The organism is Cribrihabitans neustonicus (assembly GCF_048820895.1).
Taxonomy (GTDB): Bacteria; Pseudomonadota; Alphaproteobacteria; order Rhodobacterales; family Rhodobacteraceae; genus Cribrihabitans_A; species Cribrihabitans_A neustonicus.
Window position 1 is genome coordinate 705,689 of sequence record NZ_JBMERQ010000001.1, and the last position, 13,400, is coordinate 719,088.

At 64.5% G+C, this 13,400-nt stretch carries 13 protein-coding genes; 6 read left to right on the forward strand and 7 right to left on the reverse strand.

From position 1 onward, the window contains the following. Window positions 1-91: 91 nt before the first annotated feature. Window positions 92-526 (reverse strand): CBS domain-containing protein, encoded by a 435-nt coding sequence (locus ACOHWE_RS03360; RefSeq protein WP_420664099.1) that lies wholly within the window; start codon window positions 524-526, stop codon window positions 92-94. A gap of 57 nt (window positions 527-583) precedes the next feature. Continuing rightward, complete coding sequence (locus ACOHWE_RS03365) at window positions 584-1,480, reverse strand: LysR family transcriptional regulator (protein ID WP_420664101.1); 897 nt, start codon at window positions 1,478-1,480, stop codon at window positions 584-586. Window positions 1,481-1,617: 137 nt separating this feature from the next. Between ACOHWE_RS03365 and ACOHWE_RS03370 the strand changes: the two genes are divergently transcribed. Further along, entirely contained in the window at window positions 1,618-3,117 is a 1,500-nt protein-coding gene (locus tag ACOHWE_RS03370) for a CoA-acylating methylmalonate-semialdehyde dehydrogenase (protein ID WP_420664103.1), read from the forward strand. Window positions 3,118-3,191: 74 nt separating this feature from the next. Here the strand turns inward: ACOHWE_RS03370 and ACOHWE_RS03375 are convergent, their stop codons facing one another. After that, window positions 3,192-3,602: a hypothetical protein gene (locus ACOHWE_RS03375; RefSeq protein WP_420664105.1), complete on the reverse strand. Its 411-nt coding sequence runs from the start codon at window positions 3,600-3,602 to the stop codon at window positions 3,192-3,194. A gap of 53 nt (window positions 3,603-3,655) precedes the next feature. Continuing rightward, the gene (locus ACOHWE_RS03380) at window positions 3,656-4,087 is read right to left on the reverse strand and encodes a MarR family winged helix-turn-helix transcriptional regulator (RefSeq protein WP_420664106.1); all 432 of its coding nucleotides are present in this window, start codon (window positions 4,085-4,087) and stop codon (window positions 3,656-3,658) included. A gap of 206 nt (window positions 4,088-4,293) precedes the next feature. Between ACOHWE_RS03380 and ACOHWE_RS03385 the strand changes: the two genes are divergently transcribed. Continuing rightward, a complete protein-coding gene (locus ACOHWE_RS03385) occupies window positions 4,294-4,896 on the forward strand; it encodes a L,D-transpeptidase (RefSeq protein ID WP_420664108.1) in 603 nt (200 codons plus the stop codon). A gap of 114 nt (window positions 4,897-5,010) precedes the next feature. Here the strand turns inward: ACOHWE_RS03385 and ACOHWE_RS03390 are convergent, their stop codons facing one another. Continuing rightward, window positions 5,011-5,160, reverse strand: coding sequence for a hypothetical protein (locus ACOHWE_RS03390; RefSeq protein ID WP_420664110.1), 150 nt, complete (start codon window positions 5,158-5,160; stop codon window positions 5,011-5,013). A 220-nt stretch (window positions 5,161-5,380) separates the two neighbouring features. On the opposite strand from ACOHWE_RS03390, the gene ACOHWE_RS03395 reads away from it, so the two are divergent. From ACOHWE_RS03395 to ACOHWE_RS03410, 4 genes are all read left to right on the forward strand, one after another. Then, window positions 5,381-6,520: an acyl-CoA dehydrogenase family protein gene (locus ACOHWE_RS03395; RefSeq protein WP_420664112.1), complete on the forward strand. Its 1,140-nt coding sequence runs from the start codon at window positions 5,381-5,383 to the stop codon at window positions 6,518-6,520. Between the two features lie 100 nt (window positions 6,521-6,620). Further along, window positions 6,621-7,667, forward strand: a complete 1,047-nt coding sequence (locus tag ACOHWE_RS03400) for an enoyl-CoA hydratase/isomerase family protein (RefSeq protein ID WP_420664113.1) — start codon at window positions 6,621-6,623, stop codon at window positions 7,665-7,667. Beyond that, window positions 7,664-8,536: a 3-hydroxyisobutyrate dehydrogenase gene (gene mmsB, locus ACOHWE_RS03405; protein WP_420664114.1), complete on the forward strand. Its 873-nt coding sequence runs from the start codon at window positions 7,664-7,666 to the stop codon at window positions 8,534-8,536. Before ACOHWE_RS03400 ends, mmsB begins: the two co-directional genes overlap by 4 nt. A gap of 104 nt (window positions 8,537-8,640) precedes the next feature. After that, window positions 8,641-8,979: an excinuclease ABC subunit A gene (locus tag ACOHWE_RS03410; RefSeq protein ID WP_420664116.1), complete on the forward strand. Its 339-nt coding sequence runs from the start codon at window positions 8,641-8,643 to the stop codon at window positions 8,977-8,979. Window positions 8,980-9,071: 92 nt separating this feature from the next. Here the strand turns inward: ACOHWE_RS03410 and uvrA are convergent, their stop codons facing one another. Both uvrA and ACOHWE_RS03420 read right to left on the reverse strand, forming a co-directional pair. After that, window positions 9,072-11,930 carry an excinuclease ABC subunit UvrA gene (uvrA, locus tag ACOHWE_RS03415; protein WP_420664118.1) on the reverse strand — a complete coding sequence of 953 codons (2,859 nt, stop codon included), beginning with the start codon at window positions 11,928-11,930 and terminating at the stop codon, window positions 9,072-9,074. A gap of 185 nt (window positions 11,931-12,115) precedes the next feature. Next, window positions 12,116-13,300, reverse strand: a complete 1,185-nt coding sequence (locus ACOHWE_RS03420; RefSeq protein ID WP_420664120.1) for an MFS transporter — start codon at window positions 13,298-13,300, stop codon at window positions 12,116-12,118. Window positions 13,301-13,400: the final 100 nt, after the last annotated feature.

The window sequence follows — 13,400 nt, forward strand, 5'->3', positions numbered from 1 at the left end:
AGCACATTAGCGCCGGTAAATGCAAGTGCGCAGAAATACGCATTGCGCGGGCCGGACGGGCGCTTAGGCACCGCGCCCGCAGCCCCGTATTTCAGTGCCCCATGATCATGTCCTGAAGGGCGTCCTTCTCCATCGCCACCTGCGAAAGCTGCGCTTTCACCACGTCGCCCAGGGTCACGATACCGGCGAGCTTGCCGCCTTCGATCACCGGCATGTGGCGGAACCGCCCCTCGGTCATCTGCTGCAGAACGTGGTCCACGCTTGACTGCCTGGTGCAGGTGATCAGCTTACGGGTCATGTAGCTGCTGACCGGCTTGTCCAGACAGGCTGGCCCGACCTTGCTCAGCTCGCGCACGATGTCGCGCTCCGACAGGATGCCCTCGGCGATTTCGCCATCGGGAGAGACCACGACAGTACCGATCTGGTTCTCGGACATTATCCGCGCCGCCTCCGCCACGCTGGCCGCGGGCCCGATCGTCACCACCCCCGTGCCGGCCTTGGACTTTAGAATTTCCTGAACAAGCATCCCGCACATCTCCGAAATTTTTTCCGCCTTACTAATGAGGTTTGTCGCAACACCGCATCAAGTCAAGGCTTCCAGCCGCTGCACCTCGTCGCGGAGGCCTTTCGACAACGCCTGCGCAAACCGGTTCAGCCGCTCGCTGCGCTGGTCGCCCTGGTGGCGCACCAGGTAGAAGCTGCGGGTCAGGCTGATCTCTTCGGTAAGCACCTTGCGCAGCATCCGGTGCGACGGCAGCGTGAAATCATGCGCGACGCAGAGCGCGGTGCCCTCGGCTGCCAGGCGGATCTGCACAGAGACCGAATTGGAGGCCAGCGCCACCCGCTCCACGCCGATCTCGTTGAGGTAGTCGAGCTCGCGGTCGAAGATCATGTCTGGGATATAGCCGATCATCTTGTGTTCCTTCAGGTCCTGCAGCCGCGTGATTGGCCCGTGATCCTTCAGGTAGTGGCGGGAGGCCACCATGTGCAGCTTGTAGTCGGTTATCTTCTGCACCATGAGCTTGCCGGCCGACGGCGCGGAGACAGTAACCGCCATGTCGGCCTCGCGGCGGCTGAGGTTGATCATCCGGGGCAGCGCCACGATCTGAATGTCGAGGTCAGGGTTCTTCTCTGAAATTTCCGCGCAAACCTGCGGCAACAGGTAGTTGGCGGCCCCGTCCGGGGCGCCGATGCGAATCTGGCCCGAAAGCGTATCGCTCGGACCTGTCAGCGCTTCGGCGCCCGCGCGCATTGCCTGTTCGGCTGCCTCCGCGTGGACCAGCAGCCGGTCGCCAGCCGCGCTCAGCGCATACCCCTGCGGCGATTTGACAAACAGCGGCGTGTCCAGCGCCTGCTCGAAGCGGGCGATGCGGCGGCCCACTGTGGCGGGGTCCATCTTCAGGACACGGCCCGCGCCGGACAGGCTCGCCTCCCTTGCCACCGCCAAAAATACTTTCATATCATCCCACTGGGGTTCCATCAGCCCGGGGTCCTCCCTGCTCCTGCCAATCTGCCGTTAACCATTTGCGTTCCTGCAAAGCCTCTTTGAAATCTTTCCCCTTTTCCAGTGTTTTTTGCAAGCCTAGGATTGTACCCAACGGAAAAGAGGAGGATCCTATGCAGGAACTGACCCACTACATTAACGGCGAACACGTGAAGGGCACTTCCGGCCGGTTTGCCGATGTCTTCAACCCGGCCACCGGTGAGGTGCAGGCACGGGTGCCGCTGGCCTCCAAGGAGGAAATGGAGCACGCGGTGGCAATTGCCGCCAAGGCGCAGCCGGCCTGGGAAAAAGTCAACCCGCAGCGCCGCGCCCGGGTGATGATGAAGTTCGTCGACCTGCTGAACCGCGACATGGACAAGCTGGCCGAGACCCTGAGCCGCGAGCACGGCAAAACCGTCCCGGATGCCAAGGGCGACATTCAGCGCGGCCTTGAAGTCGTGGAGTACTGCATCGGCGCGCCGCAGATGCTGAAGGGCGAATTTACCGACAGCGCAGGTCCCGGCATCGACATGTACTCGATGCGCCAGGCCCTGGGCGTGACTGCGGGCATCACCCCGTTCAACTTCCCCGCGATGATCCCGATGTGGATGTTCGCCCCGGCCATCGCCTGCGGCAACGCCTTCATCCTGAAACCCTCCGAGCGTGATCCCTCGGTGCCGCTGATGCTGGCGGAACTGCTGGAAGAAGCCGGCCTGCCCAAGGGCATCATCCAGGTGGTGAACGGCGACAAGGAAGCGGTGGACGCGATCCTCTACAACGACACCATCCAGTCGGTCGGCTTTGTCGGCTCGACCCCGATCGCTGAGTACATCTATGGCACCGGCTGCGCGCAGGGCAAGCGCGTGCAGTGTTTCGGCGGCGCCAAAAACCACATGATCATCATGCCCGACGCCGACCTGGACCAGGCCGCAGACGCGCTGGTAGGTGCAGGCTACGGTGCGGCCGGCGAACGCTGTATGGCGATTTCAGTGGCTGTTCCGGTGGGTGATGAAACCGCCGACCGTCTGATCGAAAAGCTGGTGCCGCGCATCGAGAAGCTGAAGGTCGGCCCCTATACCGCAGGTGATGACGTGGACTACGGCCCGGTGGTGACCGCCGCGGCGAAGGAAAACATCCTGAAGCTGGTGGAATCCGGCGTCGAGCAGGGCGCGAAACTGGTGGTCGATGGCCGCGGCTTCTCGCTGCAGGGTTATGAGGACGGCTTCTTTGTCGGCCCGCATCTGTTCGACCACGTGACCCCGGAAATGGACATCTACAAGAAGGAAATCTTCGGCCCCGTGCTCTCCACCGTGCGCGCCGCCTCCTACGAGGAAGCGCTCAAGCTGGCGATGGATCACGAGTATGGCAACGGCACCGCGATCTACACCCGCGACGGTGATACCGCGCGCGACTTCGCCAACCGGATCAACATCGGCATGGTGGGCATCAACGTGCCGATCCCGGTGCCGCTGGCCTACCACACCTTTGGCGGCTGGAAGAAGTCGGCCTTCGGTGATCTGAACCAGCACGGCCCGGATGCGTTCAAGTTCTACACGCGCACCAAGACCATCACCTCGCGCTGGCCCTCGGGCATCAAGGAAGGCGGCGAGTTCAACTTCAAGCCGATGGACTAATATCCAAAATTTGAACAATAAAAGGCCCCGGAGCGATCCGGGGCCTTTTGTTGTCTGGCTGGGCTGCGCACGGCTCAGCCGGCGGCCTCCGCGGCGGCGGCGCCAAACTTTGCGCGCATGAATTCCTCCTTCATTAGCTCCGCCTTCATCGCGGGCAGGCCGATGGCCTTGAGGCCAATGATGGCGGCGTAGATCAGCACAGCGGAGGCCAGCGCATCCAGCCCCCAGCCCACCAGCGGAGCAGCGGCGCCCAGGAAGGCTGGCAGTTCCGCCAAGGCCGGGATGGTCCAGAGGCCGGTCAGCCCGTGCAGCAACAGCGCAATCCAGAAACCGGCGCAGAACGGGCAGTGCCATTGGTCATACAGCTTGCGCAGCGGCCGCGGCAGCGCTGCGATCAGCGAATTGAACCAGCTGCCCCACTCCGGCAGCTTCTCCCAGATCAGGATATGAACCGCGGTCGCGATCAGCACGAGTTCGAAGGTCATTTGTAACTCCTTATGTTAGTTAGGCTTCCATACTTAATTGAGCGAACAAAGGCTCATGTCCCCGGCTCTAGATGCTCCAGCAAATTGGCAACCGCCTGCTGCTCTTCACCTTCCAGCCGGCCGAGCAGCTCCCGCGCCGCTTCCGTATAAATCTCCCGCCCTTTGGCCAGCTGTACCGCACCCTCTTCGGTGAGCAGGATGTGCTGCGCGCGGGCGTCGTAGCGGCACGGCACCCGGTGCACCCAGCCCCGCGCCTCCAGCTTGACCACCATCGCGCTGGCAGAAGCCTTGCGCACACCCATGTCGTCGACCACATCCTGCAGGTGCTGGCCGTGGTCCCCCTTGCTGGTCTGCCGGGCTTCCTGATCCCTGATCGCGCTCAGGTACTCGAACTCGCTGTAGGTGAGGCCCGCATCGCCTGCGCGCCGCGCCCACTGCCGGTGCGCGCTGCGGTGGATCAATTCCAGAAACCGGGCCAGCTGCATTTACTTGCTCCACAAGTTAGGATGCCTAACTAATAATATGTGCCCGGGCCGTCAACCCCTGTTCCTGGTCCGGGCGGCAACGATCCGCCGCTGCGGGAAAACACATCTTTGTGAGGCTGGACAGAAAGCCCCTGTCCGCTCTAGGAAAATCCGCCGCGATATCTATTTTCCCCCGGAGAATAAGAGCAGACCGCAAGAGGACAGTCATGAGCAAATTCCGCATCACCCGCCGTGCAACGCTGATGGGCCTTGGCGCCAGTCTCGCCTCTCCAGCGATCCTGCGCGCGCAGTCCACCGATGCCTTCCCGCAGGGCGAGCCCGCAATCCGCGACCAGCTGCCGGTGCAGCGCAATGTTTCCGCCTTCGAGCAGCAGGACTGGCAAGACCATTTCGACACGCTCGGCGTCGGCTGCTTGCTCGCCGACATCAGCTCCCGCGCGCTGCACTACTGGGGCCCGGACGGGGAAACCTACCGCCTGTTTCCTTCTTCGGTGCCGATGACCGAAGAACTGACCAAACGCGGCTATACCGAAGTGGTGCGCAAGGCCGAGAACCCAAGCTGGACGCCCACCGCGAACATGCGCGAGCGCGACCCCTCGCTGCCGGAGCGGATCGAGGGCGGCGTGCCGGGCAACCCGTTGGGCACGCGCGCAATGTACCTGAGCTGGCCCGCCTATCTGGTCCATGGCACCCATGACACCCGCAAGATCGGGCGGCAAAGCTCTTCAGGCTGCATCGGACTCTACAATCAGCATGTCGAAGAGCTCTACGAGATGGTGCAGATCGGCACCCAAGTCCGGCTGCTTTGATCCCAATACACTGACTTTGCGCGGCATAAAGGGCGGATGCCAAACGGCTTCCGCCCTTTATGAACTTGTCCGGCGCCCCGTCACCTGGTCCGGAACTGTTTTGCCATCTTCACACTAGCGGCCGAGTCCGGCCGGGTGCCGCGCCAGCCCCAACGCGAGCGTCCCGTGCGCGTTTTCGATTTCCGTAACCACCGGGTAGTACTCGGCCTTAGCTCGCAGCCCGTACTCGCAAAGCACGCCGCGGGCACTTGGGTCCGGGGACATGGGGCGCGCGTTGGGGGGGGGCAGCATCTTTTGCCTTCGCTTTTTCACACTTTTACCAGCCCATTGCCCGCCAGCATTTCGTTTAAATTGATTATATCCGCGGGCTTCCCGCCGCATTCCTGCACGGCCGGTTTGCATTCGCGCAGCTTGCCTCCGCCGTCCTTCACCGCTATTAAATAAACAACTGTTCAATTCATTCCGCACCAAGGGAGGAGCCGCAATGGATTTTGCGCTGACCGAAGAACAGACGGCCATCTTCGACATGGCCTACGCGTTTGGCCAGGAACATATCGCGCCCCACGCCCGCCAGTGGGAAAAGGATGGCACCATCCCGAAATCGCTCTGGCCGCAGCTGGCCGAGCTGGGCTTCGGCGGGCTCTATGTCTCCGAGGAATACGGCGGCTCCGGCCTCAGCCGCCTGGACGCCACCTTGGTGTTCGAGGCGCTGGCGATGGCCTGCCCCTCCGTCGGCTCCTTCCTGTCGATCCACAACATGTGCGGCGGCATGATCGACAAGTTCGGCTCGGAAGAGACCAAGCAGAAATGGCTGCCGGCCCTTTGCTCGATGGAGAAGATTTTCTCCTACTGCCTGACTGAGCCCGGCTCCGGCTCCGACGCGGCCGCGCTCAAGACCCGCGCCGAGCGAAGCAATGAAGGCTACACGCTGAACGGCACCAAAGCGTTCATCTCCGGCGGCTCCTACTCCGATGCCTATGTCGTGATGTGCCGCACCGGCGAGGACGGGCCCAAGGGCATCTCCACCGTGGTGGTCGAAGCGGGCACCGGCGGCCTCTCTTACGGCGCGCTGGAAGACAAAATGGGCTGGAAGTCGCAGCCCACCGCCCAAGTACAGTTCGACGATTGCAAGATCCCCGCGGACAACCTGATTGGCGAGGAAGGCAAGGGCTTCTCCTACGCGATGGCAGGACTCGACGGCGGCCGCCTCAATATCTCGGCTGGCGCGCTTGGCGGTGCTCAGGCGGCGCTGGATCAGACCGTGCAGTACATGTCTGAGCGCAAGGCCTTCGGCAAGCCGATCAACCAGTTCCAGGCGCTGCAGTTCCGGCTGGCGGAATATGAAACCCGCCTGCAGGCCGCGCGCACCTTCCTGCGCCAGGCGGCGTGGAAGCTCGACACCGGCGCGCCGGATGCCACCAAGTTCTGCGCGATGGCCAAGCTGATGGTGACCGACACCGCCTTTGACGTCGCCAACGGCTGCCTGCAGCTCCACGGCGGCTACGGCTACCTCGCCGACTACGGCGTCGAGAAGATCGTCCGCGATCTCCGCGTGCACCAGATCCTGGAAGGCACCAACGAGATCATGCGCCTGATCGTCGCGCGCCAGCTGATTGCGGAGTAAGCCCGCGCGGCGCACACTCCGGCCCGGTGGCGGGTGCGCAGGGGGCTGAAGCCCCGTGCGGCCCCCGCCCGGGCCGCACTTACATCACGGGGGGACCAGGATGAGCGACATCCATATCCGCAAGACCGGCAAGGCCGGCCGTATCACCTTCACCCGCCCCAAGGCGCTCAATGCGATGAGCTACGAGATGTGCATGGCGATCGACGCGGCCATGCGCGAATGGGCGGCCGACGATGAGGTGGCGCTGGTGGTGATCGACGCGGAGGGCGAAAAAGCCTTCTGCGCGGGCGGCGACATTGCCGAACTGTATGACACCGGCACCAAGGGCGAATACGCCTACGGCCGCCGCTTCTGGCGCGACGAATACCGCCTCAACGCCCGCATCTTCGAATACCAGAAGCCGGTAATCAGCTTCATGCAGGGCTTCACCATGGGCGGCGGGGTCGGCATCGGCTGTCACGGCACCCACCGGGTGGTGGGCGATACCAGCCAGATCGCGATGCCGGAGGTGGGCATCGGCCTGGTCCCCGACGTCGGCGGCACGCTGGTGCTGGCGCTCGCGCCCGGCCGCCTCGGCGAATATCTCGGCCTTACCGCGGCCCGCATGGGCGCAGATGACGCGATCCTGGCGGGCTTTGCCGACTATTACATCCCCGAGTCCCGCTGGCCGGAGCTGATCGCGGAACTGGAATCCAACGGCCGCGCCGCTGCTGTGGAAGCAGCCGCACAGCCCGCGCCCGAAGGCAAGCTGCGCGGGCAGCAGGACCTGATCAACCGCCACTTCGGCGGCGAGACCCTGACCGACATCCGCAACAGTCTCGCCGCGGACGACAGCGGATTTGCCGCCGCAGCGCTGAAGACGATGGGCCGCAATTCCCCGCTCTCCATGGCCTGTACGGTGGAGATGCTGCACCGTCTGCGCGGCGAGGGCCTTACCATCCGCAAGGCGCTCGACATGGAATACCGCTTCACCTTCCGCGCGATGGAGAAAGGCGATTTCCTTGAGGGCATCCGCGCCCAGATCATTGACAAGGACCGCAACCCGCAGTGGCAATATGCCGGGCAGGACGTGCCCGCCGCGGCGGTGTCGCAGATGCTGATGCCGCTTGGCGCCGATGCGCTGACATTCGAGGAGGAGACCGCATGAAGATCGGATTTATCGGACTGGGCAATATGGGCGGGCCGATGGCCGCCAACCTGGTCAAGGCTGGCCATGAGGTCACCGGCTTCGACACCGCTGAGGTGCACATCGAGGGCGTGACGATGGCGAAATCCGCCGCCGAGGCCGCCAAGGGTGCCGAAGCCGTGATCACCATGCTGCCGAACGGCCAGATCCTGCGCAAGGTGGCCGAGGCGCTGATCCCGGCGATGGACGAGGGCGCGGCCTTTATCGACTGCTCCACCGTCGACGTGGATTCTGCCCGCGCGGTCGCAGCGCAGGCCGCGGATGCCGGGCTTCTGCCGGTCGACGCGCCAGTTTCCGGCGGCATCGGCGGCGCCGCTGCGGGCACCCTCACCTTCATGGCCGGCGGCAGCGCCGAAGCCTTCGCCAAGGCAGAGCCGCTGTTCGATATCATGGGCCAGAAGGCCGTGCATTGCGGCGAGGCAGGCGCGGGCCAGGCCGCGAAGATCTGCAACAACATGATCCTCGGGGTCACCATGATCGCCACCTGCGAAGCCTTCGCGCTGGCCGACAAGCTCGGCCTCGACCGGCAGAAGATGTTCGATGTGGTCTCCACCTCCTCCGGCTACAGCTGGAGCATGAACGCCTACTGCCCCGCCCCCGGCGTCGGCCCGCAGTCGCCCGCCGATAACGGTTACAAGCCCGGCTTTGCAGCGGAACTGATGCTGAAAGATCTGGGCCTCAGCCAGCAGGCCGCCGAAAGCGCCGATGCCGACACCCCGATGGGGGCGCTGGCGATGCAGCTCTACAAGACCTTCGTCGAGGACGAGGACGGCAAAGGCATGGATTTCTCCGCGATGCTGCCGCGCTTCGAGCAGCGCCACCGCAGCTGAACTAAGACCCTGCGAAGCGGCGGCATTCCGCCGCTTCTGCGATGCCTCTTGCACCCTCGCACCCCTTTCAGCAGGAAAACGTTAACCTGCAAAAGAGGTGCAAGATGCGCAAGAGACTGATGTTTTCCGCCCTGGCCGCAGCCCTGGCCATCCCCGCCGCAGCACAGGCAGGCGGCGCGAAGGCCCATCCAGGCACACCTGCCGGATGCCCGCCCGGCCTTGCCAAGAAATCCCCGGCCTGCGTGCCGCCGGGACAGGCCAAGAAGCACTACCGCGACCACACACGGATTGACGGCCGCTACATCCTGATCCCCAATCCCGGCCGCTACGGGCTGGATCCGAATTACAGCTATTACCGCATGGGCGGCCAGGTCTTCCGCGTGGACCGCGAAACCCGCGAAGTGCTCGACCTTATTGGCGCCGTGGCCGCGGTCCTGGACTGACCCCGCAGCCACTTTCTGACCCGAAGTACCCCCGGGTGAATTGGCCAGAAGGCCAAGAGGGGCAGCGCCCCTCCCTGTCTAACCTGAATCCGCTACTCCGCCGCCAGCTTGCGCGCCTGCAGGATGTCCTTCAGGTAGCGCCCGGTATGGCTGCGCGGCTCTTCGGCCACCTTCTCCGGCGTGCCCGCAGCGACGATCTCACCGCCACCATCGCCGCCTTCGGGGCCGATGTCGATCAGCCAGTCGGCGGTCTTGATGACGTCGAGGTTATGCTCGATCACAACCACCGAGTTGCCCTGCTCCACCAGCTCGTGCAGCACTTCCAAGAGCTTCTTCACATCCTCGAAGTGCAGGCCCGTGGTCGGCTCGTCGAGGATATAGAGCGTCCGCCCGGTGGAGCGTTTCGACAGCTCCTTAGACAGCTTCACCCGCTGCGCCTCACCGCCGGAAAGCGTCGTCGCCTGCTGGCCCACCTTGATGTAGCCAAGCCCAACCCGCATCAGCGCGTCCATCTTGTCGCGGATCGGCGGCACCGCGGCGAAGAACTCCTGGGCGTCCTCCACGGTCATGTCCAGCACATCGGCGATGCTCTTGCCCTTGAACTTGATTTCCAGCGTCTCGCGGTTGTAGCGCGCACCCTTGCAGGTCTCGCAGGTGACATAGACGTCGGGCAAAAAGTGCATTTCGATCTTGATGACGCCGTCGCCCTGGCAGGCCTCGCAGCGGCCGCCCTTCACGTTAAAGGAAAACCGCCCGGGCTTGTAGCCGCGTGCCTTGGCTTCCGGCAGGCCCGCGAACCAGTCGCGGATCGGGGTGAAGGCGCCGGTATAGGTCGCCGGGTTCGACCGCGGGGTGCGGCCGATCGGGCGCTGGTCGATATCGATCACCTTGTCCAGGTGCTCCAGCCCCTTGATAGTCTCGCAGGGCGCGGGCGTCTGCCGGGCGCCGTTCAGCCGCATCGAAGCCGTCTTGAACAGCGTCTCGATGGTCAGCGTCGACTTGCCGCCACCTGACACGCCGGTCACGCAGACGAATTTGCCGAGCGGGAATTCCGCGGTCACGTTCTTCAGGTTGTTGCCGGTGGCCTTCACCACCTTGACCTTCTTCTTGTTCCCCTTGCGCCGGGCGGCGGGCACCGCGATTTCGCGGGTGCCGGCAAGGTACTGGCCGGTAATCGAGTTGCCATCGGCCGCAATCTGCTGCGGTGTGCCATGGCTCACGACCTCCCCGCCATGCACGCCGGCCCCGGGGCCAATATCGAAGACGTAGTCGGCCTGGCGGATCATGTCTTCATCGTGTTCCACCACGATCACCGTGTTGCCTTGATCGCGCAGGTTCTTCAGTGTGCCGATCAGCCGGTCGTTGTCGCGCTGGTGCAGACCGATCGAAGGCTCGTCCAGCACGTAAAGCACGCCCGTCAGGCCCGAACCGATCTGGCTGGCCAGCCGGATCCGCTGGCTTTCCCCGCCCGACAGCGTGCCGGAGGCGCGCGACAGCGTGAGATACTCAAGCCCCACGTTGTTCAGGAAGCCTAGCCGCTCGCGGATTTCCTTGACGATGGCGCGGGCGATCTCCTGCTTCTGCTGGCTCAGATGGTTGGGCACATCCTCGATCCAGGCCAGTGCCTCACGAATCGACTTTTCGACCACCTGGCCGATGTGGATGCCCGCGATCTTCACCGCCAGGGCCTCGTCGCGCAGCCGGTGGCCGCCGCAGTGATGGCAGGGGCGGTTGTTCTGATAGCGCTCGAATTCCTCGCGGATCCAGTTCGAGTCGGTCTCGCGGTAACGCCGCTCCATGTTCGGGATCACGCCTTCGAAGACGCGGGTCACCTCGTAGACGCGGCCGCCCTCGTCATAGCGGAACTTAATCTCGTCATCGCCGGACCCATGCAGGAACACCTGCTGCACGTGTTTCGGCAGGTCCTTCCAGGGTGTGTTCTTGTCGAATTCGTAATGGCGCGCGATGGCCTCGATGGTCTGGCGGAAATAGGGCGACTTGCCCTTGCGCCAAGGTGCCAGCGCACCGTCATAGACCTTCAGGCTCTGGTCCGGCACCACCAGCCGTTCGTCAAAGAACAGCTCCACCCCCAGACCGTCGCAGGAGGGGCAGGCGCCGAAGGGCGCGTTGAAGGAGAACAGCCGCGGCTCGATCTCCGGGATGGTGAAGCCGCTCACCGGGCAGGCGAAGTTTTCGCTGAAGGTGATGCGGTCGGGCTCGCCTTCGCGCGGGGCGGTTTCCAGCACGGCGATCCCGTCGGCGAGGTCCAGCGCGGTGCGCAAACTGTCCGCCAGCCGCGTCTCCAGCCCTTCGCGCACCACGATGCGGTCGACCACCACGTCGATGTCATGGCGGAACTTCTTGTCCAGCGTGGGCGGCTCGTCCAGCTCGTAAAATTCGCCGTTGACCTTCACCCGCTGGAATCCCTGCTTCCTGAGCTCCAGGAACTCCTTGCGGTATTCACCCTTGCGGTCGCGTACGATCGGCGCCAGCAGGTAGCCGCGGGTACCCTCCTCCAGCGCCATGATCCGGTCGACCATGTCCTGCACCTGCTGCGCTTCGATCGGCAGGCCGGTAGCAGGGCTGTAGGGCGTGCCCGCACGGGCAAACAGCAGGCGCAGATAGTCGTAAATCTCGGTCACCGTGCCCACGGTGGAGCGCGGGTTCTTCGAGGTCGTCTTCTGCTCGATGGAGATCGCCGGCGACAGGCCGCTGATGTGGTCCACATCAGGCTTTTCCATCATGTCGAGAAACTGGCGCGCATAGGCGCTGAGCGACTCGACGTAGCGGCGCTGGCCCTCGGCATAAATAGTGTCGAAGGCGAGCGAAGACTTGCCCGAGCCGGAGAGCCCGGTGATCACCACCAGTTCGTCACGCGGGATGTCCACGTCGATGCTCTTCAGATTGTGCTCGCGCGCACCGCGCACTTCGATGGATTTCAGCTCAGCCATATCGCCCCCGTATTCCCGTCCGCCCCGGCCGCTGCCGGACAGACGCCCCTACAGATAGGGAATGGATTTCGAAACGCCAAGGGTGAAAAGAGAACATCTATGGAACATGCCGCCGATTGGCGCGGGCTGCTGACAGAAACGGACACAGCGTGCCCTGCCCGGCGGCGGATTATCGCCCGGATCGCTCAGGCCGGGACACCGGAACGCCGCAGCATCAGCAGCAGATGCACCGCGCCGCCGCTCAGGAACAAAGCCAGCAGCACCGCCATCATGCCGCCGAAGCCGCCCGCCGCCAGCGCCAGCACCATCAGCGGCGTGCCGATGGTATTGCCGAGGTTGCCCATCTGCGCCAGCGCGCCGCTGGCGCCCGCGCGGTCGGCGGCACTTTCGTTCAGCTGCGGAACCGCGGCAAAGGAGCCGCCCTGCACCAGCCCCATCGCCGCCGCCAGCGCGATGCAGGCCGCGGGCTGCCCCGGCGCCGCCCACAGCCAGAGCACCGCCGCCGCACAGAGCAGGAAGCCAAGCTGCACCATCCGCACCGCAGACATATGCCGCAGCAGCACAACGCCCAAGGTCATCGAGACCGCGATGCTGGCCAGCGGCATCATTCCCAGCACGAAGGCCCGCTGCGCCTCGGGTATATAGGGCGGGATCACCGTCAGCACGGCAACAAAACAGCAGGCGTAGAACAGCCAGCCCAGCCCCGGCGCCGCCACCCAGGGCGAGCGGTAGACCGGCAGGTGCAAGGCGGGCAGAGCCGCGAGCTTCGGTATCGGCGCCCGCTCCGGCATCGGCAAGCCGCGCAGGGTGAGCGTCAGCAGCAAGGCCAGTGCCGCCATAACCCCGGCATGGGCGGTAAACAGCGTGAGGATCCCCTGGCTTTGCGCCAGCGGCAGGCCGAACCAGGCGAGCAGCGTGAAGGCGACGGCAAAGAAGGTGCTCCACAGCGTCATCGCCAGCCCCCGCCCGCGGTCAGAGGCAAGCTGCGCAATCAGAACCGGCCCGGCCACCACCACGCCGAGATGCGACAGGCCCTCGGCAACGCGGGACAGCAGAAACAGGCCAAAAGGCAGATGCAGAGCCTGCAGGGCCGAGACCACGGCTCCTGCCCAAAGCGCCCACACAAGAGCCCGCCGGTAGCCGATGGCCGACACGTAAAGCCCCGCCGCCACACCCAGCAAAATGCCCATGACCCCGACCAGCGACACGGTGAAGCCAAGTGCGGCACCCGCCTCCGGGTAGAGCTCTGCCATGCCGGTGAAGACCACGCTGATCTTGCCGTATTGCGCCGCAGCGCCCAGACCTGCGGCCCAGACCGCCAGGATAGCGCCCCAGCGCGATGTGCTGCCTCCTGTCTGGCCCTGTATCACGTTTTACCCTCCCGGAAACGGAGAAGGCAGGCACCGCCCGTGCCTGCCTCCCTTGTGCTTGCGCGCAAATGCGCCGCCACTATTCCCGCCCTCGGCCCCG

Coding starts and splice junctions, on each gene's coding strand:
- ACOHWE_RS03410 (WP_420664116.1), top strand. CDS start 8,641: ATGCGCAAGAGACTGATGTTTTCCGCCCTGGCCGCAGCCCTGGCCATC.
- ACOHWE_RS03390 (WP_420664110.1), bottom strand. CDS start 5,160: ATGTCCCCGGACCCAAGTGCCCGCGGCGTGCTTTGCGAGTACGGGCTG.
- uvrA (WP_420664118.1), bottom strand. CDS start 11,930: ATGGCTGAGCTGAAATCCATCGAAGTGCGCGGTGCGCGCGAGCACAAT.
- ACOHWE_RS03375 (WP_420664105.1), bottom strand. CDS start 3,602: ATGACCTTCGAACTCGTGCTGATCGCGACCGCGGTTCATATCCTGATC.
- ACOHWE_RS03370 (WP_420664103.1), top strand. CDS start 1,618: ATGCAGGAACTGACCCACTACATTAACGGCGAACACGTGAAGGGCACT.
- ACOHWE_RS03385 (WP_420664108.1), top strand. CDS start 4,294: ATGAGCAAATTCCGCATCACCCGCCGTGCAACGCTGATGGGCCTTGGC.
- ACOHWE_RS03400 (WP_420664113.1), top strand. CDS start 6,621: ATGAGCGACATCCATATCCGCAAGACCGGCAAGGCCGGCCGTATCACC.
- ACOHWE_RS03380 (WP_420664106.1), bottom strand. CDS start 4,087: ATGCAGCTGGCCCGGTTTCTGGAATTGATCCACCGCAGCGCGCACCGG.
- ACOHWE_RS03365 (WP_420664101.1), bottom strand. CDS start 1,480: ATGGAACCCCAGTGGGATGATATGAAAGTATTTTTGGCGGTGGCAAGG.
- ACOHWE_RS03360 (WP_420664099.1), bottom strand. CDS start 526: ATGCTTGTTCAGGAAATTCTAAAGTCCAAGGCCGGCACGGGGGTGGTG.
- mmsB (WP_420664114.1), top strand. CDS start 7,664: ATGAAGATCGGATTTATCGGACTGGGCAATATGGGCGGGCCGATGGCC.
- ACOHWE_RS03395 (WP_420664112.1), top strand. CDS start 5,381: ATGGATTTTGCGCTGACCGAAGAACAGACGGCCATCTTCGACATGGCC.